The sequence below is a fragment of the Thiomonas sp. X19 genome, from assembly GCF_900089495.1.
Classification (GTDB): Bacteria; Pseudomonadota; Gammaproteobacteria; order Burkholderiales; family Burkholderiaceae_C; genus Thiomonas_A.
The window spans coordinates 3,375,648-3,400,840 of sequence record NZ_LT605203.1 but is presented as its reverse complement, the minus strand read 5'-3'; the positions used below and the strand labels follow the sequence as shown (position 1 = coordinate 3,400,840).

27 protein-coding genes are annotated in these 25,193 nt (G+C 62.8%); 4 read left to right on the top strand and 23 right to left on the bottom strand.

From position 1 onward, the window contains the following. Nucleotides 1-30 precede the first annotated feature (30 nt). Nucleotides 31-1,386 (top strand): sigma-54 dependent transcriptional regulator, encoded by a 1,356-nt coding sequence (locus THIX_RS16405; protein ID WP_112488425.1) that lies wholly within the window; start codon nucleotides 31-33, stop codon nucleotides 1,384-1,386. A gap of 551 nt (nucleotides 1,387-1,937) precedes the next feature. Here THIX_RS16405 and THIX_RS16400 read toward each other — a convergent pair. From THIX_RS16400 to THIX_RS16305, 18 genes are all read right to left on the bottom strand, one after another. Continuing rightward, nucleotides 1,938-2,363, bottom strand: coding sequence for a type II toxin-antitoxin system HigA family antitoxin (locus tag THIX_RS16400; protein ID WP_112487032.1), 426 nt, complete (start codon nucleotides 2,361-2,363; stop codon nucleotides 1,938-1,940). Next, nucleotides 2,360-2,662 (bottom strand): type II toxin-antitoxin system HigB family toxin, encoded by a 303-nt coding sequence (locus THIX_RS16395; RefSeq protein WP_112487031.1) that lies wholly within the window; start codon nucleotides 2,660-2,662, stop codon nucleotides 2,360-2,362. Before THIX_RS16395 ends, THIX_RS16400 begins: the two co-directional genes overlap by 4 nt. Before the next feature lie 137 nt (nucleotides 2,663-2,799). Further along, complete coding sequence (locus tag THIX_RS16390; RefSeq protein ID WP_112487030.1) at nucleotides 2,800-4,329, bottom strand: LPD7 domain-containing protein; 1,530 nt, start codon at nucleotides 4,327-4,329, stop codon at nucleotides 2,800-2,802. After that, nucleotides 4,304-5,338: a relaxase/mobilization nuclease domain-containing protein gene (locus THIX_RS16385; protein ID WP_112487029.1), complete on the bottom strand. Its 1,035-nt coding sequence runs from the start codon at nucleotides 5,336-5,338 to the stop codon at nucleotides 4,304-4,306. The genes THIX_RS16390 and THIX_RS16385 overlap by 26 nt, the downstream gene beginning before the upstream one ends. After that, nucleotides 5,328-5,633 (bottom strand): hypothetical protein, encoded by a 306-nt coding sequence (locus tag THIX_RS16380; RefSeq protein WP_146748596.1) that lies wholly within the window; start codon nucleotides 5,631-5,633, stop codon nucleotides 5,328-5,330. The genes THIX_RS16385 and THIX_RS16380 overlap by 11 nt, the downstream gene beginning before the upstream one ends. Nucleotides 5,634-5,635: 2 nt before the next feature. Next, nucleotides 5,636-6,271: a hypothetical protein gene (locus THIX_RS23155; RefSeq protein WP_146748595.1), complete on the bottom strand. Its 636-nt coding sequence runs from the start codon at nucleotides 6,269-6,271 to the stop codon at nucleotides 5,636-5,638. 229 nt (nucleotides 6,272-6,500) lie between these two features. After that, nucleotides 6,501-7,004: a hypothetical protein gene (locus THIX_RS16360; protein WP_146748594.1), complete on the bottom strand. Its 504-nt coding sequence runs from the start codon at nucleotides 7,002-7,004 to the stop codon at nucleotides 6,501-6,503. 175 nt (nucleotides 7,005-7,179) lie between these two features. Next, on the bottom strand, nucleotides 7,180-8,652 hold the full coding sequence (locus THIX_RS16355) for a DUF3987 domain-containing protein (RefSeq protein ID WP_112487023.1): 1,473 nt from the start codon (nucleotides 8,650-8,652) through the stop codon (nucleotides 7,180-7,182). Beyond that, the gene (locus tag THIX_RS16350) at nucleotides 8,649-9,059 is read right to left on the bottom strand and encodes a DNA primase (RefSeq protein ID WP_112487022.1); all 411 of its coding nucleotides are present in this window, start codon (nucleotides 9,057-9,059) and stop codon (nucleotides 8,649-8,651) included. The genes THIX_RS16355 and THIX_RS16350 overlap by 4 nt, the downstream gene beginning before the upstream one ends. Next, a complete protein-coding gene (locus THIX_RS16345) occupies nucleotides 9,056-9,406 on the bottom strand; it encodes a hypothetical protein (RefSeq protein WP_146748593.1) in 351 nt (116 codons plus the stop codon). Before THIX_RS16345 ends, THIX_RS16350 begins: the two co-directional genes overlap by 4 nt. A 96-nt stretch (nucleotides 9,407-9,502) precedes the next feature. Further along, entirely contained in the window at nucleotides 9,503-9,967 is a 465-nt protein-coding gene (locus THIX_RS16340) for a hypothetical protein (RefSeq protein ID WP_112487020.1), read from the bottom strand. A 301-nt stretch (nucleotides 9,968-10,268) separates the two neighbouring features. Further along, entirely contained in the window at nucleotides 10,269-10,613 is a 345-nt protein-coding gene (locus THIX_RS16335; RefSeq protein WP_199195322.1) for a diacylglycerol kinase, read from the bottom strand. An 87-nt stretch (nucleotides 10,614-10,700) separates the two neighbouring features. Next, the gene (locus tag THIX_RS16330; protein WP_112487018.1) at nucleotides 10,701-11,732 is read right to left on the bottom strand and encodes a glycosyltransferase family 1 protein; all 1,032 of its coding nucleotides are present in this window, start codon (nucleotides 11,730-11,732) and stop codon (nucleotides 10,701-10,703) included. After that, nucleotides 11,720-12,661 carry a UDP-2,3-diacylglucosamine diphosphatase gene (locus tag THIX_RS16325; RefSeq protein ID WP_112487017.1) on the bottom strand — a complete coding sequence of 314 codons (942 nt, stop codon included), beginning with the start codon at nucleotides 12,659-12,661 and terminating at the stop codon, nucleotides 11,720-11,722. The genes THIX_RS16330 and THIX_RS16325 overlap by 13 nt, the downstream gene beginning before the upstream one ends. Nucleotides 12,662-12,793: 132 nt before the next feature. Beyond that, nucleotides 12,794-13,285: an RDD family protein gene (locus tag THIX_RS16320; RefSeq protein WP_112487016.1), complete on the bottom strand. Its 492-nt coding sequence runs from the start codon at nucleotides 13,283-13,285 to the stop codon at nucleotides 12,794-12,796. Nucleotides 13,286-13,390: 105 nt separating this feature from the next. Continuing rightward, nucleotides 13,391-14,056, bottom strand: a complete 666-nt coding sequence (locus THIX_RS16315; RefSeq protein ID WP_158540928.1) for a DUF3106 domain-containing protein — start codon at nucleotides 14,054-14,056, stop codon at nucleotides 13,391-13,393. A gap of 11 nt (nucleotides 14,057-14,067) precedes the next feature. Next, a complete protein-coding gene (locus tag THIX_RS16310; RefSeq protein WP_158540927.1) occupies nucleotides 14,068-14,475 on the bottom strand; it encodes a DUF3619 family protein in 408 nt (135 codons plus the stop codon). 13 nt (nucleotides 14,476-14,488) lie between these two features. Beyond that, nucleotides 14,489-15,064, bottom strand: coding sequence for an RNA polymerase sigma factor (locus THIX_RS16305; protein ID WP_112487013.1), 576 nt, complete (start codon nucleotides 15,062-15,064; stop codon nucleotides 14,489-14,491). A gap of 404 nt (nucleotides 15,065-15,468) precedes the next feature. Here THIX_RS16305 and ctaD point away from each other — a divergent pair, with 404 nt between their 5' ends. After that, complete coding sequence (gene ctaD / locus THIX_RS16300) at nucleotides 15,469-17,100, top strand: cytochrome c oxidase subunit I (RefSeq protein WP_112487012.1); 1,632 nt, start codon at nucleotides 15,469-15,471, stop codon at nucleotides 17,098-17,100. Between the two features lie 230 nt (nucleotides 17,101-17,330). Beyond that, nucleotides 17,331-18,065: a Crp/Fnr family transcriptional regulator gene (locus THIX_RS16295; RefSeq protein ID WP_146748591.1), complete on the top strand. Its 735-nt coding sequence runs from the start codon at nucleotides 17,331-17,333 to the stop codon at nucleotides 18,063-18,065. Nucleotides 18,066-18,137: 72 nt separating this feature from the next. On the opposite strand, the gene THIX_RS16290 is transcribed toward THIX_RS16295, so the two are convergent. The 5 genes from THIX_RS16290 to THIX_RS16270 all read right to left on the bottom strand — a co-directional run bounded on the left by THIX_RS16290 (nucleotide 18,138) and on the right by THIX_RS16270 (nucleotide 24,059). Continuing rightward, complete coding sequence (locus tag THIX_RS16290) at nucleotides 18,138-18,557, bottom strand: metalloregulator ArsR/SmtB family transcription factor (protein ID WP_112487010.1); 420 nt, start codon at nucleotides 18,555-18,557, stop codon at nucleotides 18,138-18,140. A gap of 163 nt (nucleotides 18,558-18,720) precedes the next feature. Next, the gene (locus THIX_RS16285; protein ID WP_112487009.1) at nucleotides 18,721-19,521 is read right to left on the bottom strand and encodes a helix-turn-helix domain-containing protein; all 801 of its coding nucleotides are present in this window, start codon (nucleotides 19,519-19,521) and stop codon (nucleotides 18,721-18,723) included. A 487-nt stretch (nucleotides 19,522-20,008) separates the two neighbouring features. Beyond that, nucleotides 20,009-21,103 (bottom strand): 6-carboxytetrahydropterin synthase, encoded by a 1,095-nt coding sequence (locus tag THIX_RS16280; RefSeq protein ID WP_112487008.1) that lies wholly within the window; start codon nucleotides 21,101-21,103, stop codon nucleotides 20,009-20,011. Nucleotides 21,104-21,212: 109 nt separating this feature from the next. Then, nucleotides 21,213-22,358 (bottom strand): alpha-hydroxy acid oxidase, encoded by a 1,146-nt coding sequence (locus THIX_RS16275; protein WP_112487007.1) that lies wholly within the window; start codon nucleotides 22,356-22,358, stop codon nucleotides 21,213-21,215. A gap of 51 nt (nucleotides 22,359-22,409) precedes the next feature. Continuing rightward, nucleotides 22,410-24,059 (bottom strand): L-lactate permease, encoded by a 1,650-nt coding sequence (locus THIX_RS16270; RefSeq protein WP_112487006.1) that lies wholly within the window; start codon nucleotides 24,057-24,059, stop codon nucleotides 22,410-22,412. A 288-nt stretch (nucleotides 24,060-24,347) separates the two neighbouring features. Between THIX_RS16270 and THIX_RS16265 the strand changes: the two genes are divergently transcribed. Beyond that, a complete protein-coding gene (locus THIX_RS16265) occupies nucleotides 24,348-25,124 on the top strand; it encodes an FCD domain-containing protein (protein WP_112487005.1) in 777 nt (258 codons plus the stop codon). Nucleotides 25,125-25,193 lie beyond the last annotated feature (69 nt).

The window sequence follows — 25,193 nt, the reverse complement described above, 5'->3', positions numbered from 1 at the left end:
CGCATGACCAAAACCCCGAGGAGACACGCCGTGCAAGATCACACCGTTTTGTTGGTGGAAGACGACCCGATCATGGGCGAATCTCTGCTCCAGCGCCTGCAACTCGAGCACTACCAGGTCGAATGGGCGCACAACCTGGCCGAGGCGCGCGAAGCCCTGCAGGAAAGGCTGTACCCGCTGGTGCTAAGTGACATACGCCTCCCCGACGGTGACGGAGAAAGCCTGCTTGCCACCATGGTCCGGCGCTATGGTGGCTGCTGCCCGCCCGCGATTTTCATGACCGGGTTCGGTTCGGTCGACCAGGCCGTGCATCTGGTTCGCCAAGGAGCCTGGGATTACATCCAAAAGCCATTCGACGTCGACGCCCTGATGCGGCGCCTGCACGACTGGCTGCCGACCCCCTGCGCTTCTCCCGATGCGTGGTTCGGCGCCTCCCCAGTCTCACAAGCGCTCGAGAGCCTCATTGCACGCATCGCCACGATGGACCTTCCGGTGCTGCTCCAAGGAGAAACTGGCACGGGCAAGGAAGTGGTCGCGCAACGCATCCACACCCTGATGCTGGAGCAGCAAGGCAAGACGATTCCTTTCGTCGCCATCAATTGCGCCGCGATCAGCGAAAACCTGCTCGAATCCGAACTGTTCGGCCACGAGGCCGGTGCATTCACGGGGGCCGGCAAGCGCCATAGCGGTGTGTTCGAGCAGGCCGATGGTGGCGCGCTCTTTCTCGACGAGGTCGGCGACATGCCACCCAACGTCCAGGTCAAGCTGCTGCGTGTCCTGCAGGATGGGCAGATCCGGCGTGTTGGCAGCGAGCGGGCGATTCAGGTCAAGGTGCGCGTGATCTGCGCGACTCACAAGCCTCTCGACAAGCTCGTCGATACCGGGGCATTCAGGCAGGATCTCTATTTCCGGCTCAGCGGCATACCGATTCATTTGCCCCCCTTGCGCGAACGCGTCGAAGACATCGGATGGCTGGCTCACCGCCATGTGGATGTCCTCAATGCACGCCTGAACCAAACCAAGCGACTCGATCCGCAATTCGTCACCTGGGCCAAGCTGCAGACTTGGGAGGGCAATATACGGGAACTCTTCGCCACCCTGGAGCGTGCTTATCACTTTTCAGCCGATTGCTGGGTACGGTGGGAACGAGCCGGTCTTCCCTGTTCGAACCGTGCTTTGGGGCAAGACCCGCAAGCGCTGCCCAATCCCGAGCCCCTGGACCACTATCTGGCGCGCATTGAACGCGACTACCTGCAACATTGTGTGTCTCAGAATCACGGCCAGATGATGAAGACTGCCAACAGCCTGGGCATCAGTCGCAAAACGTTGTGGGAAAAACTCAAGCGCTACAAGATGGAGGGGCAGAACACAAGCAACGTATCTTGAATCCAAAGCGAATTTCATCGCTTTGGCAGGCCAGTTCCCACGACCGTCATTTTCCTGTGCATTGCAAGGCTCGCGGCGGTGGGCAATCCAGCAGCCTCAAGCCAGCGTCTGAAAGCTCCCAAGCGATAGCCGAGAAATTCCGCGACGGAACGCATCCATGCCATGTAAGTGATTGATTTACTCAGCAGTCGATAAATAAGTCGACAAAAAGGAAACAACAAGTTGTGATAAGTGTGTTCCCCGCGCTGGCGGGGATGAACCGAGTTCAATCGATGTTTAGGTTACAGTCCCGACGTGTTCCCCGCGCTGGCGGGGATGAACCATAGGCGTGACGACTCAAGGGCGAGCATACGCCGTGTTCCCCGCGCTGGCGGGGATGAACCGTAGCGGCCTTCGTCGCCGATCCTGTACGACGACACCCCAATCCACTGTTTTCGTGAACGATTGGATCGAGTACGCACCCGCCCTGGATTCAACGGGTTAGCGTTCTCGATAGCGTTGCTCGATTGATGGTCACCACCTGGCGTAACGCCAGTTGAGTTTCGAGAACGTCAAAGAAACACGGCGGGCGACACCGAAAACCTGTTTGCCAGTGCGCGAGCCTGGCGTGCGTTGATCTCGCGCTTGCCATGCAGGATGTCGCTCACCGCCGACTGCCCGCCGATCTCCTCGGCCAGGTCAGCCTGCTTGAGCGCATGTTGCTCCATGAAAAAGCGCAGCACCTCGTGTGGAGGCGCATCGGGGACGGCGTGACGGGTGTTTTCATAGTCCTCGACCAACTGACCAACTAGGTCCAGAAACTCAGCCAGTTCGTGCCCTTCATGGTCGCCTACAACATCGAGCAGACCATTCATCAAGGCCACGGCTTGCTCATACTGCGCTTCGCTGCGGATGGGGCCGATGTGCACCGGCAAACTGGCCTGAAACGCGCGCCAGGCCGGGGCAATGGCCGCGACATCGAGGGTGACTGCGTTCATGGTTTCTTGCTCCTGTTGGTCTGGCTCCAGCGGTCGTAGTCCGCATGGGTGAAGACATGGCGGATGTACAGTTTTTGCCGGTTGTAGTGGATGACGGCGATCACGCGAAAGTTGTTGCCGCCCACGTCGAACACCGTGAACGGCGGCACATAGTCAGCTGCATTGAAGGTCTGTTTGATGGCTGCGAAGTGCTCGAATCCGGTCAAACTCACCACGCGGTACCACGCCTCCAGCGGCGCCTTGGCCTGCGGATGCTTGACCCAGAACATCTGGAGCGCCTTCTTCGAGATGACGTGCATGGCGCCATGTTATCGCGTTTTGCGATATTGCGTCGTGTATTCAGGAGCATCAAAATGGCTGACAGGCATGGTGCAACGGCAAGAGCCATTGCCTCTGGACCGGTTTGCCCATGGGCCACGTCCCCATGGCTGGAGCATCACCGCCCGTGTCCACCCCGCCCATGCCCCCTGCTGCTTCTCGGCTGGCTGCGCCGAGGCACCCCGGGCTCCTGACCATGCTCGCTGTCTTGCTGGGGCAATGGGCTCAGATCCAGCATGGGCAGGAAGGGCACAGATTTCACAGGCTCGGCTTGCTTTGGCGCCTGGTCCTGCGCTTGCGGCATCGCCGTTTTTGACGTATCAGCAGCCGGTGGCGGAGCTGCTGCAGGACTGGGCCGGGATCGCCGCCTCTCCTCCGTCAGCTTCTGCAAGACCTTGCGCTCTTGCGCAAGCCGGTCCTGCTGGCGAGCGTAGGCCGCCTGCCCCAATGGCGTGAGTTGGCCTTGCGCATTCACCAAATCCGGCTGCTCGCCGTTGCACAACAAGGCCTGCTGCCCAGGAGCCAGGGCTTGGCCCTGGCCAGCCAGTTCAAGAGCATCCCAGCCTTGGGATGAAAGATGCGCCAGAATGGACTCTCCTGCCAGGTCCGCGCTGTCGATGGGGTCGCGGCTCTGGCTGGGTGCTTGCCCCGGGCCAGGTTGCCAAGCATTGGACGCGGTCCGCTGTCCAGCTTCGGCGATGAACGTCGCCACCCGCTCGCGCACCCCGGCCATCAAGGCCTCGTCCTGCGCTGGAGCGGGCTGCGCGAGGTTCTGGCGCCGTGGCGTATCGCACTGCTGCATCACGCTCTGCGCTTGTCGCGGGACAAGCCAGGTTCCGCGCGTTTGTTGGACCTTGGCCTGCTCATCGGCCACCACCGCCGCAAGATCAGCATTCGCGACCTCGATTCCCAGCCGCACCGCCTGCCGTGCCGCCCGTTCCCTGAACTCCGAGCTGCCGGTGATGTCCACTTTTCCACCAAACTTCTGCGCCGCAATCCGCAAAGCGGCCTCCAGGCTGTCGGCCGACTTGTCGTGCATCACAAGGCGTGGTCCGATGTCGGTGAACTTCTCTCGCCCATCCAGGCCCCGGTAGATCACGCATTGCCGACGATGATCAATCTCGGCCTGCAGCGCGGCCACGGTGAGCCTGCGCAAGGGGTCGAGCTCTTCCCCCTCGATGCCATCCTGAGATTTGTTCTTGCCGCGCTGTTCGCGATACCGAATGCCGCGCAGCGCAGTTCGCGCCGCCTCATCGCCGGCTTGCGCCTGCTGCTCCAGCCAGGTGTGCCAGACCTGAGTGCGCGGGATTTTCTGGGTCAGCTCGTGCCGTTCGGCAGCTTGGCGCTTTTGCAGCGCCTCGCGCCGCTTGGCCGCCTCATAAGCCCACTGGGAGATGGCGTTCTGCGGCCCCAGCCCCAAGGCTTTGTTCTCGGCGATTCCAGCTGCCCGCTCGTGTCGCAGCTCGATGCTGAGCTGCTGACGCTCGGCCCGGTGCCGCGCGGCCAGCGACTGGCGCAGGGCTGGGCGCTGAGCACGCAACGCGTCCTGCTCCCGCTTGTACCGCTCAGCCAGCGCCTGGCGTGCTCTGGCACGCTCGTCCCGACGCGCTGCGCGCTGCGGGTCACTGCCCCTGTCGCTGCCCTTCAACTTCGGGCCTTGATCCCGGACCCGCTCGGCGTCCAGGTGCCGCTGATAGCTCCCCTCCGGTGCCAGGCCGCGCTGCGCGTTCAGGTGCGCCCCTGGTGCCCGGTAGGGTCCGAGCTGACGTTCCAGGGCAGACTTGCTGCCAGCGTCCCATCTGCGACGCCTTGGCGGCCAGCACCCGGCCATCGGCCAGCGTTGTCGTGACCACCATCCCGGAGCCCTTGGGAGCCATCGTCAGCCCCAAGTCCGCCAGGATGAAATGCACATCGTCCCAGGTTGCGCCGGGGCGGTTCACGATATGGCGCAGCAGGCGCGCAGGTTTGCCCGCCACCCAGGTCTGGAATGCCTCGGCGCCGATGTTCTGCTCGGCGCGGACGGCTGCGGCGCTGATGGCAGGTCCATCCTTGAGCAAGCCCCGCGCAAGCCGTTGGGCTCGGCTCATCCGGACGATCTGTTCCCTCCCGCTCTCGACCTTGAGCGCCACCCAAGGCCCGTGGTCGTGCCGCCAGCCCTGGACGCCTTCAATCTCGCGCATGGCCCGGTCGATGCTGAACCAGTCCCGCTTCTGGATCTTCTGCATCCTGAGGGTGTCGGGATGCACGCGGTTGATGACCAGGTGCACATGGTCGTTGTCGGTGTCCTTGTGAATGGCCCACAGCGCCTGATGACCCTGCATGCCCACCGCCGTCATCAGATGGTCGGTGGCCTGCTCCACTTGCTGGCGGCTTGGATGCTCCCCGTCTTTCCAGGAGAACTCGATGTGATAGGCCGGGTGCCCGGTCTTCCTACTGGAGCGGACAGCCTCAGCGGTCAGATCGAGGATGGCGATGGCCTCGCGTCGATCCTCCAGGGTGTCCAGCGAACAGTCGAGGTGGAACGCGCCCATCTCGGGGGTGCCGAACTGCCCGCGCAGCTCGGCCTGGTCGTCGCGGTCGCGGGCAATGTAGCGCACCACGTCCGCGAAGCCTTTGCTTCCACCTTCAGCCTTTTTGGGGATGACCTTACCGAGCATGGACCGCCTCCTGCACGAGCTTGGCCGTGTCGATCAGCGTCTGGCGCACGCAATCGAACTGTCGCCGCTGCTCCGGCGTCCAGTCGTGCAGCGTGGCGAGGTGTTTTTGCAGGCCACCCAGCTTGCGCAGCTCGGCCTGCAGCGCGGTCATGCGCCGCAGGCGAACATCCTCACTCAGCGCCACGCTGCGCAGATAGCCGCTGGTGGTGGTCATGGCGGCGTCGGCCAAGTGGCGGATCCGCGCAAGCTCCTGCTCCGTCACCTTGCAGTTCACGATGCGGGTGCGCTTGGCCATGGCTAGCGCATGATCGCGTGAACCGACGACGGATAGGCCGGCACCTCGGGGCCATTGAAGGCCCGCCATTGTTGGAACAGGGCTTCGGTTTTGGCGACGCCGTGCTTTTCGACCCAGCCCCGCACCCGGGCCCGATCACTCGGGGTCGGCGGGGCGCCGGGCTGGCCAAAGTCCAGCAAGGCGAGAATCGGGCGCAAGTCGGCATCCGTGATGGGCTGGGGTTGGGCCGGCTGGGTTGAAGACGGCAGGCCGGACGGCGCGGCCGACTGGGGCGCCGGTTGCGCCGGGGGCGGGGTCTTCGGTGCCGATTTGTTTGCCGCTTGCGAGGCGCCAGGGGCTTTGGCTTGTAGCGACACGAACCCGGCCTTGGTCAAGGCGGCCTGCAGGGTCGAGGGTTTCATGTCCAGCTTGGGGGCCAGCAAGGCGGCGTAGCGGGCCACGGACAAGCCGCCGTCGAGCAGCTTCTGAATGTCCTGCCGACGGGCCTCGATAAAGCATTCGGCGATGGAGGTTTTCTTCTTGCCGAGCAGGGCGTCGGTGACGGCGTCGGCGCCGTCCAGTTTGCGCAGGGCCTCGTCGGCCGATGGGCGGGATGTCTTGGGGGAATGGGTGGCGGATGCTGGGATGGATGCAGACATGGTTGAACTCCGGAAGAGGATCAAAGACGGCACGCAAAGGGTGCGACAAACCAACGGTGCGGAGAAGCGAAATCGGTGTGCTGTACGTGCCGAAGGGGGTGAGCATGCGGGTGTCGGGCGGAGCCTGACCAGGTGCCTCGGGGCTTGCTTCGGCGTGCCGAAGTAAACCCGTGGCCTACCCTGTACCGATCCAACAGCCTCACCTTCCTGCATTGGGTTCGACGTTGCATCAGGGATCCTTGTCGGGACATGCACGCATGTCGAATCGGGTGGGCGCTGTGCGCACGCCTCCCGGGCCGATACGCCGCCACACGAGCGGGTGGCCACGCTTGCACTGCGGCAGTTTGTTGCCCGGCTCGTCGTTGAGGGTGCGCAGGTGTTGGCAGTCCCAGCAGTCGCGCTGGGCGGCCTTGGTGATGACCTCGGTTGCCGTGTGTTGCGCACGCAGTGCGGCGAGTAGTTCTGCATGGCGCGCGGCCAGCGAGACGGCACAGGCATCCTGCGTCACGGGGTCGCCCTGTTCCAGCCCTCGCGCCACAATCTGTCCATGCTCCAGCGCCAGTACCACACCATGTGTGCGCAGATGGCTCAGACACGCAAGGAGGGTGTCGGCAGGGTCATGCGCATGACAGGTCTGGCGGGCTGTGCAACACGGTGGATGGACCGACGCGTGCGCGTTTCCCCCACAGGCTGGCTGCGGAACCTGCGGATGCTGCGGATCGCCAGCATCCATGCGGGTTTCGGAGCTTGCGGAGGGTTGCGGAACCTTGCGGACAGATCCATCATTTGTGAGATATCCGCAGCCATCCGCAGGGTTCCGCAAACCCATCGAGCGAGTCTGCATGCGGGTGTCCGCAGCATCCGCAACATCCGCAGGAGTCACGGGGCGGAATGCGGATTTGACGATGTCAGTTGCGCGCATGGTCCACCCCCAAAGCACCGATGTCGCCTTCATCCATGGCCACCAACCCGCAAGCCTTCAGGCGGTCGATGGCCGCATCCCTGCGGCTGCGCGGGCGCACGCTGGCGGGGGCTAATTTGGTCAGATCCCGGATCGCGACCGGATCGCCACGGGTGGCCAGCCAGCGATACAAGGTCGAAGCCCAGCCTGGTACGGGGTCGGCCTTGCCCGCGAGTGCGGCTTGCCAGTTGTCCAGCGCATGCGCAGCCAGCACGGCGCCACATTCGGCCAGGCCCACGTCGATGGTTTGAATCCCGGCGAATGCAGCCAGTACGCCCGCAATCCGACAGGCCAGTTCCGTGGCACGCAAGGTGAACGGGCGCACGTCGCGCAGATCACCCTTGCGGCCTTCATACTCCATGCCCTCGAAAAACCGGGCCATGTGCCGCGTCGCGCCGCTGTCCAGTTCGATCACCGGCAAGGCGTCACAATCCACCGGCATGGGGCGCGCCAGCAGGCGCTCACAGTCGCCCCAGTACCGGCGCAAGGCCTCGCTGCTTTCAGGCTTCCAAGGCTTGTACTTGCGCGGCTCCAGGGGTGCAGGCCAGGCGAGCAAGAATCGCGGCCAGAATCCGACGCCTGCCAGGCTTTCATCGTTCAGCACGTCTCCCAGTGCTGCGGGCTGGATCAGCAGGTGCGCGCTCAGGCGCACGCCGTAACGCTCGGTCCGGCCCGCGCCACCGCGAATCGCGCTCAGATGTCCACGATCCCAAATTCCGCAAAGATTGGCAGCGGTATTTGTGCGGTGCTCCGCTTGCATGGCATGCCCGGCCAGCACGATGGCGGCTTCTGTGCTGAAAATGCCCTGCGCGGCGACACCCTCGACAAAACTGCGTCGCAGCCCTTCGATGGTCAGATCAGCAGCCAACCGGTACGGTGCGGGTCCCATCGGCTCAGGCGTTGCGTCGCCCCTGTTGCGGCTTGCCTTCGCGTCCTCATACGCGGCTCGATCCGCTTCCCACTGCGGGCCTGCTTGGCGCTGAAATGCGTGAACAGGGCGCAGGGCTGGGCGGTCTGCCGTGTCCTTGCCATCGCCTGAGTTGGCGATGGTCAGGCAATACAGGCTCAGGGGCTTGGTCGATCCATCCAGGGTCTGCACGTTCGCGGTGGACTGCACGAGCAGCGCCGCAGCAGCGAGTAAGGATTGCCCGGCCATTGCAGGTGCAAGCTGTGCGCCGGCGGCCAGATCGCGGGCGGCCTCGGCCAGCGGCCCCAGGGCCTCCAGTGGATAGTCGCCACTGCCTCCATTTGTCGGCGGTGCGAGCAGACCTTGCGCGCGCTCCAGGGCTTGCGCCAAGGGCAGCGGTGGTAGCGCTGACACTGCTGGACGCCGAGCGCTTGCGGCAGCGACATCGTCCAGGATGGATGCGCCGCGCCGCGCGGCTTCGAGTGCGTGGTCGGCTTCAGCGATCGCGCTCATCGTCCACCCCCTGCCAGACACAGCCCGGCCAGAATGCGTGCATGAGCAAGGCTCACGCGCTGACGGTCGTCCTCGCTGGGGGCGGAGCCCATGCCAACGGTGGCGGCGACGCTGGCCACGATCAGGGCTTCCTGTTCCAACGCGCGCAGCACGTCCAGCGCATGAAACGTGCGGTGCGCAGTAGGCTCCGCTGGCAGCACATCGGGCCATGAGAGGCCTGCGCCCTGCAGCACGGCTTCGGCTTCGCAGCCGGCGAAGCAATGGAACAGGACAAGGCCGTCCTCCAGCTCCCGGATGCTCAGGGATGCGTTGCGATCCTCGTGTGCCGGGCAGCGGGCGATCCAGCGCCTGTTGCCTGTGCGTCGTGTGCCCTGGAGTCGGGATAGCAGCACGTTGATCGCGCTCATTTGAGGCCCCCAAGGCCCAGGGTGGCCGACAGTCGCGGACGACCAGGCCGCCGCCGGGCAGGGGCCTCCGTGAGCGCCGGGGCCAAAGGTGAAACTGGCGTCGATGCCCGTCCTGGTGCCGTGGAGCTGTCATCACCGCCGTCGAGCCAGAGGGCCAGATCACGCAGGGTGACGATGTAGCGTCGGCCCACGCGGCGATAGCGCAGGCCGAACTGCCCCCGAGCAATTTGGGCACGCGCTGCACCCGCAGTGGGTAAGCCGACGGCTTGAAGCAAACGGTCGTCGTCGAGGTGCAGGGAAAGCGGATAGCCCTGCTCGAGGAGCAAGGTGTAGGTGTCGATTGCCATGTGGCGCTCCAGGTGGAGCGGCCCAACCCCCATAACGGATGGGATGCGCGACGCGGACAGCCGGGGAACGGCCGCGAAGGAATGGGGAGCCCGCGATTACGCGCGGGCGATGGCAGGGATGGGGAGGATGCGGGGGGTGATGCAGACGTGCGCAACGACGCGCTGCCTGATGTGCACTGGCCGGGTTTCCACCTGGCTGCGGAGGGTGGTGATGAACCACGCGTGCGCCGCACGGGCCGCCCTCAAAAGGCGAGTGATGACACGTTCCAGGACCGCTATTTGCCGTGCGGCGCCAATGGCGCGCTGCGCTTTGGACCGAAAGTGCGCGGACAGGCTGCGCAGGATTGGGACGGCCGAAACGAGGATCCCGGCTACGAGCAGCGCCATGATGAGCGAGGCGACTGCGGCATCAAGATGCAAAACGAGGAGTAGGCCAATTCCGGCGCCGAAGACGCCACGCTCCATGTGGCGCTTGTGGGCACGCGAGACACCGCCCAGCACCTTGTCCGAGGGGTGTATGGCGTATTGCAGCAGTCTCAGTATCGTTGTGCTGGCGCTCATGGAGAGGATCGGTCGTTGCTGGAGGAATCCAGAATGATCTTGGCGACTATTGTGACGCAATGGATGTTGTTGTGTTGTCGGTGACGGGCTGATCGACGTTCATATGTGGCATGGCGGCAACGCAGTCGCTGCGATCCGAGGGCCGGTCGCGGCGTCGTCCGATGGGGGAAATCTGGGGGAAGCGCGACGTCGCGCAGCGTCACATGGCGTCGTGCGTGGGGGAATTGTGGGGGAATCGTTCCCCCAAAAAGCCCCCAAAAAGACCACTATATTATTATGGTTAATATTTATAAGCTATTGATTAAAAATGACTTAATAGAATTGTGCACCACACAACAAACGCGAGCACTAAGGTTAGCAACACCGCCGCACTGCCCATGTCCTTGGCGGTCTTGCTCAGTTCGTGGCGCTCCAGCGAAACCCGGTCCACGGTGTATTCCACGGCCGTGTTGAGCAACTCCACCACGGGAATCAACAGCACAGTTCCTGCCAGCAACGCACGTTCGACGCCGCCGTGGCCGAGCCAGAAGGCCAGTGGCAGCATGACGAGGGTGAGCATGCCTTCCTGGCGGAAGGCCGATTCGGTGCGCCATGCGGTGCGCAGGCCACTGGCCGAATTGTGCAAGGCATGCACGATGCGGGCCACGCCCGTCCTGCTTTTGTAGGGATGGGGGGACAAGGTGCGTACGCTGGCTTGGCAGAAGTTCGACAGGATCTGAAGCTCTGCCCAAGCTTAGCTGGCCTCTGCGGGGTGTCGGGGTGGCTGCTCGGCGGCTTCGCGCAGGTGCTGCAGGAACTGGCTGGTGGCGCGTTGCCAGGTGAACTGGCGGGCATGGGCCACGGCGTTTTGCCGCGGAATGCGCAAGGCGGCGAGGCAGGCGGCGCGCAGGTCTTCGTCCAGCACGCCGGCGGGAGCATCGCCGATCACGTCCACCGGGCCGGTGACGGGATAGGCCGCCACCGGACAGCCGCAGGCCAGGGCCTCGATCAGCACCAGGCCGAAGGTGTCGGTGCGGCTGGGGAAGACGAACACGTCGGCGCCGGAATACACCTCGGCGAGACGGTCTTGTGTGAGCACGCCGAGAAAGCGCACGCCGGGATGTTCGCGCTGGATGCGGTGGAGTTCGGGGCCTTCGCCGACGACCCATTTGGTGCCGGGAAGGTCGAGATTGAGGAAGGCGTCGATGTTCTTCTCCACTGCGACCCGGCCGACATAGAGGAAGATGGGCGGAACGCCGTCCAGCCGTTGAACATGGCGTGGGAAGAACATGCGCCCGTCTACCCCGCGCGACCACAGCGCCAGACGGGTCAGGCCCCGCGCCGTGAGGTCGCTGCGCACCACCTGGGTCGGCACCAGGGTGATGCGTGCGGCGTTGTGAAACCAGCGCAGGTAGGCGTAGGTCCAGGCCAAGGGAATGCCGAAGCGGGCTTTGACATACTCGGGAAAGCGGGTGTGGTAGGCCGTTGTCAAGGGAATGTGAAGTTGCAGCGCGGCGCGCCTCGCGGCCAGGCCCAGCGGCCCTTCGGTGGCGATGTGCACCACGTCCGGGCTGAAGGCGGCGATGCGCTGCATCACCAATGTTTTGGGCCGCCAGCTCAAGCGGATTTCGGGGTAGCTCGGGCAGGGGAGCGTGCGGAACTGGCCCGGCTCGATGACTTCGATCACCTCGCCCTGGGCGCGCAAATGCTCGATGGTGGTCTTCAAGGTGCGAACCACCCCATTGACCTGGGGACTCCAGGCGTCGCTCACGATCAGGATGCGCATGGGACGTGGCTCGCTTGGGGTTGGGTCGGGGCTTCGGCCTGTCCGGTGCTTGCGCTGCCCGGCGGTAACTCGGCCAGGACGACAGGTGCCGAGGCGGAAGGCTTCCACATCAGCAATTGCAGGGTGCCGTCCTGCAGCTCGACCAGGGCGGTGAGGCTTTCGACCCAGTCGCCGCAGTTGGCGTAGATGCTGCCATCGATCTTGCGCAATTCGGCGCGGTGGATGTGGCCGCACACCACCCCCTCGCATTGCCGCCGAGCGGCCTCTTCGGCCAGCAACTGCTCGAAGCTGGAGATATAGCTCACGGCGTTTTTGACCTTGCCTTTGAGGTATTGGGACAGCGACCAATACGAAAACCCCAGGCGGTGGCGCGCCTGATTGAGCCAGCGGTTGAGCGTGAGGGTGAAGATGTAGAGCGCGTCGCCGAGATGGGCGAGCCACTTGGCGTGCATCACCACGCCGTCGAACCAGTCGCCATGCACGATCCAGAGCCGCGCGCCGTCGGCGGTCACATGCACCGCGTCGGACAGCACCTCGATGCCGCCGAAGTGCAGGCCGTGAAAGTCGCGTGCGAATTCATCGTGATTGCCGGGGATGAACACCACGCGGCAGCCCTTGCGGGCCTTGCGCAGCATCTTCTGCGCCACGTCGTTGTGCGCCTGCGGCCAATACCAGCCCTTGCGCAACTGCCAGCCGTCGATGATGTCGCCCACCAGATAGATGGTGCCGGCATGGCAGTGGCGCAACAGGTCGAGCAGGGCTTCGGCCTTGCAGTCGCGCGTGCCGAGGTGAATGTCGGACAGCCAGAGCGTGCGGAACTGGTAAGTGGCCTGTGCGTCTTCGGTGCCGTCAGGCGCAGCGCCAACAGCCAAGGCCTGTGTGAAGCGGTGCGCGTCGGTGGATGTCGGACTGAAATGGCTGGGCTGCATGGCCGTATTGCAGCCAGGTCTTGTGACAGGCGGATGACAAGGGTGACATGTCATCCATCACGCGGGGCAAACACCGCTGCGCAGCGGAAGTCTTGCGCGCATCGTGTGGACGCGCGGAATATGACAACCCACTCAGCGCGGAATGTCGATCAGTCTCGTACCGGCCCAGGCGTCATGCCAGAACTGGCGGTCAGCCCGCAAGTAGCTTGCCAGCGCCCACAAGGCCATCCATCCGAACAGCATGCCCAGCCCGGCCACATGGTCCAGCCCGGTCAACCAAGCCAAGGCCAGTGCAGGCAACACCCACAGCCAGCCCAAAACGAAACGCAAGCCGGCGCGGCCAAGACGCAGCGGACGGCCGTTCGCATCCACCACGCGCAAACGCCAGGCGCGCATCGCCACAGTCTGCCCGGGGCCGAGCCAGAAGCCGATGAAGTAAATCGCCAGTGTCAAGAAGACCACCGCCTGCAAGCCATGCCTGTCCATCACGCCGCTGCGCTGGCCCACCGCCAGACCGTAGAGCAGTGCGGCAAGCCAGGCCACGCCAAACAGCACGATGGATTCATACAGCAGCGCAGCAAGCCGGCGATACAGCGAGGGTGCTTGCAAAGGCTTGGGTGGCATGCGGGAGGCTGTGCGTGTGTTCAGGTGGAGATCGGGTGGCGCCGGACCTGCATCGACTTCGGCGCTTGAACCGCACTCCAACCCGATGCGAGTCCCAATCCGTACTCAGGGCTTGGGGCTGGGCGGCGGTGGTTGAGGCGCCATGGGCTTGGATGCCGTCGTGGGGGCAGGCGTCGGCGGCGCCACTGAAACGGCCGCTGGCGTGCTGGCGGGACGGGGAGGATTGCCCACCGTTCGGCTCACGGTTTTGGTCTTCTTGAGGCGCTGCTCGGCTTCGTAGCGTCCGACATGGCCGGGCGTGTGCGGAGGGCGTTTGGCTTCCCGGGCCAATGCGCGTTTTTCAGCTTCGGGCAGCTTCTTGTAGCGCTCCCAGGCCTGTTTGCGGCTGTCCAGCGGCGCCTTACCCGTGGCGAGGAAGTTTTCGCGGGCTTGCCGGCGCTGCTGGGGGCTCATGTGCACCCACTCGACCATGCGCTGGTGCAGCGTGGTGCGCTGCTCGGGGCTCATGGCCGAATAGCGCGCAGCAATATTCAGCCATTTGCGTTTGCGATCAGCATCGAAATGCGGCCACTCGGCCTGCAATGGCCCCAGAGCAGCCTGTTGCATGGGCGTGAGTTGTTGCCAGGTCGGCTGCCCGATTGTTGCCGTGTTTGCCGCCTGTGCAGCAAGCCAGCAGCCACTCGCCAGCAGCAGTGCCAGGCCCAACAGGAGCAAGCGTTGGATGGCCATGAGGCGCAGGGCGAGTAATCCAGCCCATAGACGGCGGCGCATCAACAGCCCGCTCATCCGTCGTTCTGCCGCAGATAGCTGGTGAAGCCCGGATCAACGTAGGCCTGCGGCGGCAGGTTATCGAGCAGCAAAGCCGTATCGATATCGGCAATTTTGCGAACGAAACGCTCCTGCTGGTAATGCTGCAGCGCATACAGGCCAAACAGCAAGGTGGGAATCGCCAGCAACAGGCCCAGCCGCAGGCGCCAGGATGAAGATTCTCCCGGCCCGCCCAGGGTTGCCGTGGCATTGTGGGCCGACACCATGACATGGGCATGCCGCGCTCGCTGCAGGCGGTGCTGATCAACCACCATATGGCGTATGCCTTTGAGCCGTTCTGCGATGTCCGCAGGCAGTTGCTCGTTGCCTTCTGTCAGACGCGCCGCGACCTGATAGCCTAAACGCGCCTCCGCCGCCGTCAAACTCAGTTTTTTGTTATGTGTGTCCATGATCGAAACCTTGCGCTTTGAGTGCCTTGGCCAAGGTATGTGTGGCCCTGGAACAGTGCGTTTTGACGCTGCCCTCGGAACAACCCATGGCCGCCGCCGTTTCAGCGACATCCAACCCTTCCCAATAACGCAGCAGGAAAGACTCCCGTTGACGGTCCGGCAGTTTTTGAATTTCGCCATCCAAAATCGCCAGAGTTTGGCTCCGTTCGAGCTGACGGTCGGCTCCCTCGAGTTGCTCTGAGCAGGCTTCAATCTCCAAAGTTTCCAGCAAGTCGAATTCTTCGCCGTCGCCAGCGCCTTGGAAATCGGACAAATTGCTCATCCAGGCCGATCGCACCTTCTGCCGCCGGTGCCAGTCGAGTATGGCATTGGTCAGGATACGCTGGAACAGCATCGGCCATTCAGCGGGATCATGGTCGCCATACTTGTCGGCCAGGCGGATCATCGAGTCCTGCACCACGTCCAGGGCGGCGTCAGGGTTTTGCGTGGCAAACTGCGCGCGCTTGAAGGCACGCTTGTCGACGCTGCGAAGAAATGCGGAAAGTTCTTGTTCTGTGGGCATGGCCCAGGGGGCGCTTGGCTGGCGGAGTCGGCGAAGCGCTGATTATGCAGGCCGCAGCCATGGAAAAGCCCGTATGGAAGCGGGCTTCAAACGTGGCTCCCCGACGCGAACGATGCTGCCTGCGGCGAAGTTGTGGCGTTTTTGCCTCAAGCTTGCGCTGCGGACCAAGCCGCCATGGCTCACCGTCCATGGATGCGTGTCAACGCACCCTGGGAATTTTGCAACTCCTTGATCTGGATCACCCGAATGCGGCCTAACCCTGAAGGGCAGGTCTGCAAACGCCACTACAAAATCAGAAAACAGCGCATGAGCCCTGTTGGGCGCCAGCAGGCGAGCAATGGCACGTTTCCGCCATGCCGTGCGAATCCATTGCATACAACCACGTTTCCTGAAAGGAGTACCCCATGAGCGCCGTGCTCGATCCCGTCCACGCGCCCGCACACGGCGCCGACCATGCCCATGACCATCCACACGGCTGGCGGCGCTGGGTGTTTTCCACCAACCACAAGGACATCGGCACGATGTACCTGGTGTTCGCCCTCACGATGCTGTTCGTCGGGGGAGTGCTGGCGCTAGGCATGCGCGCCGAGCTGTTCGAGCCGGGGATCCAGTTTCTCAATCCTCAGGTTTATCTCGCGTTTTCCACCATGCACGGCATCATCATGATTTTTCTTGCCGTGATGCCAGCCCTCACCGGGCTGGCCAATTGGATGATCCCGCTGCAGATCGGGGCGCCCGACATGGCCTTCCCGCGCATGAACAACCTCAGTTTTTGGCTGCTCATCCCTGCCGCACTCCTCGGGGTGGTGGCCTTTTTCGTTCCTGGCGGCGCCCCTGATGTGGGCTGGACGCTGTATGCGCCCCTGACCATTCAGCAGGGAATGGGCATGGACCTGGTGATCTTTGCGGTCCACATTCTTGGCGCCTCGTCCATCATGGGGTCGATCAACATCATTGTCACCATCCTGAACATGCGCGCGCCCGGCATGACGCTGATGAAGATGCCCATGTTCGCCTGGACCTGGCTGATCACCGCCTACCTGCTCATCGCCATCATGCCGGTGCTGGCCGGTGCGGTGACGATGACCCTGACCGACCGACATTTCGGCACCAGCTTCTTCAACGCCGCCGGAGGTGGGGACCCGGTGCTCTACCAGCACCTCCTTTGGTTCTTTGGTCACCCCGAGGTCTATGTGCTGATCCTGCCGTGCTTCGGCATCATGAGCACGGTTGTGCCCACCTTCTCGCGCAAGCCCTTGTTCGGCTACGGCTCGATGGTGTATGCCACCGCGGCCATCGCCATCCTGTCCTTCATCGTCTGGGCGCACCACATGTTCACGGCCGGTATGCCCGTCACCGGTCAGTTGTTCTTCATGTACGCCACCATGCTCATCGCCGTTCCGACCGGTGTGAAGATCTTCAACTGGGTGGCCACGATGTGGCGCGGCTCATTGACCTTCGAGACGCCCATGCTCTGGGCCGTTGGCTTCATCGTCCTGTTCCTCATCGGCGGCTTCACCGGCCTGGTGCTGGCTCTGGCGCCGATCGACATCCAGGTGCACAACACCTATTACGTGGTCTCCCATTTCCACTACACGATGGCCATCAGCGTGCTGTTCGCGCTTTTCATGGCCTTCTACTATTGGTCGCCGAAGTGGACCGGCACGATGTACAACGAGCGTGCCGGGCAGATCCATTTCTGGTTTTCGCTCATTGGCGCGAACCTGACCTTCTTCCCGCAGTTCTTCCTCGGCCTCGGAGGCATGGTGCGCCGCTACGCCGACTATCCGGTGCAGTTCACCGACTTCAACATGATTTCGTCGATCGGCGCGTTCATGTTCGGACTGGCGCAGGCCTATTTCCTGTTTGCCGTGGTGCTTCCTGTCGTGCGCGGGCATGGTGCCAAGGCTCCGCAGCGTCCCTGGGAAGGGGCGCACGGCTTGGAATGGGAGGTTCCATCACCCGCGCCGTTCCACACCCACGCCACACCGCCCAAGCTGGATCAGACGGCAACACGTGTGTTGCCCAGCGGCTGATCCGTTGATGCGCAGGCAAGCGAGTGTGCTGAGTTAGGTTTCGTTGATGACATTGGCCGAGAAACGCCGACATGCCGCGTTGCGGTGCTCGCCAGGCATCCAACCTGGCTGCGCGCCACGCCTTGCCTGTCAGCGTTTTCGGCGAATCTCCTTGATGTGCCGACTTGTTCAACGAACCCCCAACTCAGGACACTGGAGTTTCCGTGAACACGCAGTGCGATGGTTTTCCCATGAGCACCCAACGCGTCGATCCTCGTTTGTCTGCCGAGGCCGTTCCATGCCAGCTTTGTCCGAGTCGCAGTCGGTGTGGTTTGCTCGGCTTGTTAGGGGATGCGCGCGGCAAAGCGCAAACAAGAATTCAGGTGGAGACGTTCCGTGCCGGTGCGCCCATCCTGATTCAGCCGAGTCATCTGTATGCGGTCAGGTCGGGCGCGGTCAAATCCGTCTGGAACGATGCCGTGCACCAAAGTTCGATCATCGATTTGTGTTTCCCCGGGCAATTGTTTGCGCTTGAATCGCTGATTGAATTTGAGCCCCTGCACAGGGAGTTCAAGGCATCCATGTCGATGACATCCGTGTGCAGCGTGGCTTGCAATATCAAGGGCAAGAGTCGGGCTTCAAAAGAGCTTTGCGGTCGAGTCAGCGCGGCGCTGGCGACACGGCTCCTGCCAACCTACCAATTGACGCACGTCATTCAATCCGGCTCGCAAGTCCGCGTGGCCTACTACATGATGAAAGTCATGCATGCCGATGCGACGTGCAACAGCCCCGGCCATCGGATTCTTCCCAATATTCCGCGAGCTGACATCGCGGACTATTTGCGCTTGCGCGTGGAGACGGTCAGCAGGGTTTTCTCCGCATTCAGAAAACAGGGATGGATCCGCGGCCAGGTTCACCGCATCGATGTGGTCGATCCCGAGGCCATCAAGGCAGTGGCGGGCCAACTTGGGGAGGCGGGGCCTTGATGGGTTGTCGATCGCCACGCCGGGGCATGCCGTTGCCATTCCATTGCATCGACGCCTGGAACGCTGCGCTCGTCAAAATGGGCGTGTGGCCCCGAGGTGTTTTGCGGTTTGCATTGTCTTTCCCTTGCTCCATGGCTCCTGAGGATCGAGCTCGGAGGCGATTCTGGTGCAAACCAGATCGCACAACTGAAGGACCTCCTCGCTTTGCACGCGGTAAACCATCTGATTGCCGATGCGACGTTTTGCCACGATCCCTGCCAGATACAGCATTTTGAGATGCTGCGAGACATTGGGTTGTGTGGACTCAACCGCCTCGACGATGGCATTCACGCTTTTGCCTTGTGCGCAGATGGCGCCCAAAATGCGTAAACGAATGGGTGTCGCCAGGGCGCTGAACAGTTCAGCCGCCAGGACGAACACACGCTCGCTGAGGTCATCCTCAACGGCAATTCGAGTGGGCAGAAGCGGTGTGGGAATCAGTTGCGCTGACATGGATGGCGTTTCCAGGCAAGGTGTGAAAGTGGTGCGGCACGAGGCCGCCGGGACTTGAAGCCATGCGTGATGGGGCGTTTGCTTGGCGCTCCGCACAACAGCCGTCGGTTGGGCCATGCGTCGGACCCCATCAAGCCGCTGCGCTCGCAATGGGGGCGAGACATCAATCCCCCGACGGGGAGGACAGCAGGGCCGCGAGGCCGGCGCGATCGCTGATCTGAACCCGGTGCCGTCTCGTCATCTGGATCAGCCCGGCACGCTCAAGCCGCGCGAAGAGTCGGCTGACGGTCTCCGAATACAAGCCCAGATAGCTGCCTATGTCCTTGCGGGTCATCCGCAGCGCAAATTCGCGAGACGAAAGTCCGAGCGCCTGGTAGCGCTCCGACAAGTCCAATAAAAAATGCGCCAAACGCTCTGCACCCTGCATGCTGCCAAGAACGAGAAGGTTTTGCTGCGCACGCATCATGCTCTGGGCAATCAGCGATTGGATCCGTCGTCGCAGGATGGAGTGGTCCCGTGCTGCTGACTCCAGGGCCCGCGCATCGATTTCGCAGGCTTCGCTGGCCTCCATGGCCACGGCATCGCAAAGGTAGAGCTGAGCGGCGAAGCCATCGAGGCCCATCATGTCCCCAGAGACGTGAAATCCGAGAACCTGTTGCCTTCCGTCAGCACATCGCAGCACCGACTTGAACGACCCGGCACGGATTGCATAGACGCGATCCAAGGTCCGGCCGGTTGCAAAAAGTCGCTGGCCCTTGCTGAGTCGAATGGCGGCTCCTGGCACACCGCGACGATCCATCGATCCATCACGCAGCAAGGCAGCCTGCAGGCAGGATCGGCTTTGAAAGCATTGATCACAGGGATCGACATGGTTCACACGATGGATCGTGGCGTCAGGAACGGACCTCAACTCGCTGACGACGCCGATGCCGGCACTCAGGCTTTTCACTTCCGTGTCGCGCATGCCGCGCCCTTGGAGTTCTTGACGGGCAGGTGTTCGCGTGTTCATTGCACATCCTGGCAGTGCATCTGTAGGGTTTGGGCCGGGGCGCTGAACAGGATCGAGCCCAATAACGACGGCGCGGTGACGGCGAGGGATCGCGGCTTGCAGCGCCAACGGCTGAGCCCGCAACGAGCTGGTGTATGCGTGCAAACGTGCGCGGACATCCGCATGATGAAGTCCTCTTCAAGGCGTGTGCGAAAGGCACTGGGGGTATTCTCCAGGCCCCATTTCCGAGCAAATTTGACACGCATCAAACAAAGGCAGGTCTCATGGTGCGTAGCAGCACCAAAGATTTGTCGAAATGTTGCCAGCGATCGGGCTGTCAGGCCGCATCTGCTGCGACGGCAACCCCACAGGCTGGTCTCGGCCGCTGTCCTGTCGTGCGGTCGTTGCAACTGCACTGGCGTCGCGGACGCCAGGCCGCAGATCGGGCCGAGTCGGTCATCGTCTACACCGGCAGAGCCGGAATCATGAGGTTTTCGGTGACGACCGAGCCGCATCCTTGGGTTTCGAAGAGTTCCACGCGAACCAGTTGGGGCAAACTCACCTTGGTCGTTCTGTAAATCCACTCGGCGATGCTCGCCGTATCAGCATCATGTAGTTCGGCCATCTCATGCAGGGGCTGATGATCAAGGCGCCTGAACACGGGCTCGAAGATCGTCTTCACGTCTCCGAAATCGACGGTCCAACCCATCACGGTGTCGATGGGTGCACACAGGTGTAGCCGCAACCTGAAGGTGTGGCCATGGATCGCGCTCTCGCGGCTCCCGACAGGTGCGCGTTGAAGTTGCACCGCACTATCGAGTGTGAAGTCCTTCCAAATGCCGTAGTCACGGCCGTCAAAGTTGGCACCGCTCGAGGCTGTCTCGAACACGTCGATCCTGGACAGTTCAGGCAACGTCGGCTTGAGACGCGCCCACAGCCACGATGAGATGAGCTCGCTGGTGGGGTTGCTCAAACCATCCATGTCGTTGAGGCAGGTGTGGTTCAGGGTGTTGTGCAAAGGCTCCCAAACCTCGTCGAGCTGGTCGTAGTCGATGCCGAGAGGCCGTGATCCGGGGGTTTGGTTCGCGTGCACGATGGCCTGGAAACCATGGCCGTGCATGCGGCCACATTTGTGCCCCATCGGTACGTTCGGCAATCGGTGGGCGGCTTGAAAGGGGTACCGCCGCCATACCTGCACCATCCCGTCGCGGTCGAGGTCTACGCCCTGGTTTGCCGTACTTTGGACCGCGAGGCGATGGATGCCCGGCAACGCCAGGTGCTTGCGAACCCAGCGGGCAATATTCTCATCGGTGGGCTGGTCGATGACCTGGTTCAGGAGTGCGTAGTTCAGCGGTTCGAGAACCTGCTGCATGTGCCCCTGCAGGGCAGGCACCTCGCCCCCGGGGAAAGGCGCCCAACCGTCTGGCAGTTCCGCGAATACCGAAGCCCGAAAGCCATGGCCATGCAGATTGCGACGACGGTCACCGTCAGGGAGCAGAGCCATGTGACGGGCGGACTCGAAGCCGCCTGTCGCGACGGTCAAGAGGAGGGGGGCCATGCATGCTCCGGATTGCTGTGGGCGCCGTCTTCATCGATCTGCATGAGGCGCATGTCTCGATGACCAGGATGCCGTTCAAGCCGAGACGCAGCCACCCATGGCCAGGCAATTACCAAGGGGAGTGCTGTAAAACGCCGCGATCGATCTGATGGATATCCGTTTTCCCACAAAATGCCATGGTTATGTCCAATTCATTCCGAATGATATTGAGACAGTGCTCGACGCCAGCTTGGCCCTGAGCGCCCAGGCCGTACAGAAAGGCTCGACCGATCAAGGTGCCCTTTGCGCCCAGCGCGACGGCCTTGAGCACGTCCTGGCCCGAGCGGATTCCGCCATCGATCCAAACCTCGATGCGCGAACCGACGGCATCGACGATGGCCGGCAGCGCCGAGATCGAGCTCGGCGCGCCATCAAGCTGGCGTCCGCCGTGGTTGGAGACAATGAGGGCATCCGCGCCCGAGTCTGCGGCACGCTGCGCATCCTCGGCGTCCATGACGCCCTTGAGAATCAGCTTGCCACCCCAGCACTTCTTGATCCACGCCACGTCTTCCCATGTCAGGCGTGGGTCAAATTGCTGGCTGGTCCAGGCCGATAGCGACCCCATGTCCTCGACCCCCTTGACATGCCCGACGATGTTGCCGAAGCCATGCCTGCGGGTTCCCAGCATGCCCAAGCCCCATCTTGGCTTTGTCGCCAGATTGAGCAGATTGGCCAGGGTCGGTTTCGGTGGTGCCGACAGGCCATTCTTCAAATCCTTGTGGCGTTGCCCCAGGATCTGCAAATCCAAGGTGAGCATCAAGGCCGAGCAACGGGCGGCCTTGGCGCGGTCGATCAAACGCTCGATGAAGTCGCGGTCGCGCATCACGTAGAGCTGGAACCAGAATGGCGCCTTGGTATGTGCCGCGACGTCTTCGATGGAGCAGATGCTCATGGTCGAGAGGGTGAAGGGCACGCCACATTTCTCCGCCGCGCGCGCAGCCAGAATCTCGCCGTCAGCATGTTGCATCCCGGTCAGGCCCGTTGGCGCGAGCGCCACCGGCATGGCGACATCCTGCCCGATCATCCGCGATCGCAACGAGCGCTGATCGACGTCGACGGCCACTCGCTGCCGGAGCTTGATGCGCTGGAAATCATCTTGATTGGAACGATAGGTCGTCTCGGTCCAGGAGCCTGAATCGGCATAGTCGTAAAACATCCGCGGAACCCTTCGCTTGGCGAGAACGCGCAGATCTTCAATGCAGGTCATGGTTGCCATGATGTCACCTTGTGTGGACTGCAGAGGGCCCCCAGGGGGAGGCCCTGAGGGTCAGGGATGGACGATCTTGATCGCCGGGATCATCCAGGATAGCCAGTGTTGTTGGGCGAAGACGAGCAAGCCCAGCAGCAGGGTGAGCAGCACACTGTGCCAGAAGGTGCGGGCGAACACCGCGCCCTCGTGGCCCTTGAGAGCCGTCGTGGACACGCCCGTGGCGATGTTTTGCGGCGAGATCATTTTGCCCATCACCCCGCCCGAGGAGTTGGTGGCGGCCATCAGCACCGGGTTCAGGTTCAGCTGATGCGCCGCCACCACCTGCAGGTTGCCGAACAGGGCGTTGCCCGAGGTGTCGCTGCCGGAGAGAAACACCGCAATCCAGCCCAGGAACGCCGACACCAGCGGGAAGAGCGCGCCGGTGGAGGCCACGCCCATGCCCAGCGTGTAGCTCATGCCCGAGTAATTGAGCAAGAAGGCCAGGCCCACGATCATCATCACCGTGGCGATGGCGATGCGCGTCTGCACCCAGGTGCGCTTCACACACCCGAAGAACGCCCCCGCGCCGGTGCGCGTCCAAGCCGCCGCGATGATGGCCGACAGCAGGATCGCCGTGCCCGTGCCCATGGGCTGAAAGTCCCACAGCGCCACATAGGGCTTGTGGTACAGGGTGATGAACACCGCCTGGTTCAAGCCGGGCCACAGCACCTGGGTGTCGCCGATCAGGAACAGCTTGAGGTTGACCCAGACGATGACCACCACCGAGACCACGACCCACGGCATCCAGCCGCCATAGCCCACGCGCGCCGCGCCCCGGGCCGGCGCCTGCGTGCGCATCACGGCAAAGGCCGGGTCGGGTTCGGGCTTCCAGGTCTTGAGAAAGGCCACGGTGACGAGGAGCGACACCAGCGAGGCCAGCACGTCGGTGAGCTGGTAGCTGATGAAGTTGGAGGTGGCGAACTGCGTGAGCGCAAAGCTGCCGCCCGAGACCAGCAGCGCCGGCCACAGCTTGGCGATCGATTTCAGCCCCCCGTACAGGCCGACGACATAAAACGGCAGCAGGAAGGCAAAAAACGGCAGTTGCCGCCCCACCATCGCCCCCAGGGTGTCCGGGTGCATGCTGGTGACGGCCCCCAGCACCGTGATGGGCACGCCCAGGGCGCCGAAGGCCACCGGGGCGGTGTTGAAGATCAGGGTGTAGGTGAGGGCCTCCAGGGCGGGAAAGCCCAGGCCGATGAGCAGGGCGCTGGTGATGGCCACCGGGGTGCCGAAGCCGGCGATGCCTTCGAGCAGGCAGCCGAAGGAAAACGCCACCACCAGCAGCACCAGGCGGCGGTCGTCGGGCAGGTGGTCCAGCATCCATTGGCGAAACTGCTCGAAGCGCCCGGACTGGACCGCCACGTTGTACAGCAGCAAGGCGTTGAAGACGATCCACATCACCGGCGCCAGCGCCAGCGCCATGCCCGCGGCAACGGCGTTCAAGGCCAGGCCCACGGGCATGCCCCACACCGCCACGGCCACGAGAAGGCCCACGATCAGCCCGGCCAGCGAGGCCTGCCAGGCGGGGCGGCGCAGCACCCCGAGCAGGATGAGCGCCACCGCAATGGGTATGGCCGCCACCAGAAACGACAGCAGCAGCGAGCCCGCTACAGGCGTCAGCGGCTGCGCAAAAAGAATGCCCGCAGGCAGGGCGGTCGACAGAGTCATGGAGTCTCCTTCCAGGAAGTTGAATGGATTGGGAATGGCTTGCGCTCTTCGGTGACGTCAACTCGCACGCTTGATGTGCGGGCGACTCTCGGCGCGACCCCTGGTTGGAGTCTCTGTAGCCTCACGCTTTCAAAAAGTATTGGTCATTTGGTAAGACCTATGTCTATTAGAAAGGTGTTCCTTCATATCGTCAAGAAATCAGCAAAGAAGACTGAATCTGTCGGAATTTGAAAAGCTTCCTCGATTTAAAATAAAATTGGTCATACCGGAATGGACGAGGCAATACACATGGATATCATCAAACTGTCGGATACGATCGCAAGCGACCTTGAACGGCGCATCCTCGAGGGCTCCTTGAGGGCCGGGGATCGTCTGCCGCCTGAGCGTGAGCTGGCCGAGCAGCTTGGTGTGTCACGGCCATCCCTGCGTGAAGGGCTGCAAAAATTGGTCTCCAAAGGCCTGATACGCACGCGCCAGGGCGGGGGCACGGTCGTGACCGACAGGCTGCAGGCAAGCTTCGTCGATCCGTGGAGAGATATGCTCAGCGGACATCCGACCCTGCAGCACGACCTGTTGGAATTCCGGCACATGCTGGAAAGCCAGGCCGCGCTATTGGCGTCGGAACGTGCCAATGATTTCGACCTGAAACGCATCGGTGTGGCGTTCGATGCGTTGGAGTTGGCCTATGAGCAAGACGACCTTCAGGCTTGCATCAAAAATGATGTTGAATTTCACCAAGCGATCGCCGAAGCATCCCATAACGTCCTGATCGCGCATCTCAGTGCAAGCCTGCATCGACTGATTCAGGATCATGTGGAAAAAAATCTGCGCTACCTGCATGCCCACCCCGAGAAGTGGCAGCAGTTGCGCGAGCAACACCGGGACATCTGGGAGAAAATGCGCGCCCGCAGTTCGCAAGCCGCAGCGCTGGCCGCAAGGCAGCATATTGCTTTTGTGCAGAAAAACATGTCCGAAACTGCGCTGGAAGAATTGCGCATTGAAAGCGCCAAGCGTCGCATTCAAACGGGGTCTCTTTCGCCGTCGGACCATGGAGCCGGCTCGTAGCATCCGAGCGGGCTGGCCTTCGCTCCGGTCAGCGCAGTGGCTTGGACCTGGCTCGCCGGGGCGCGTTTC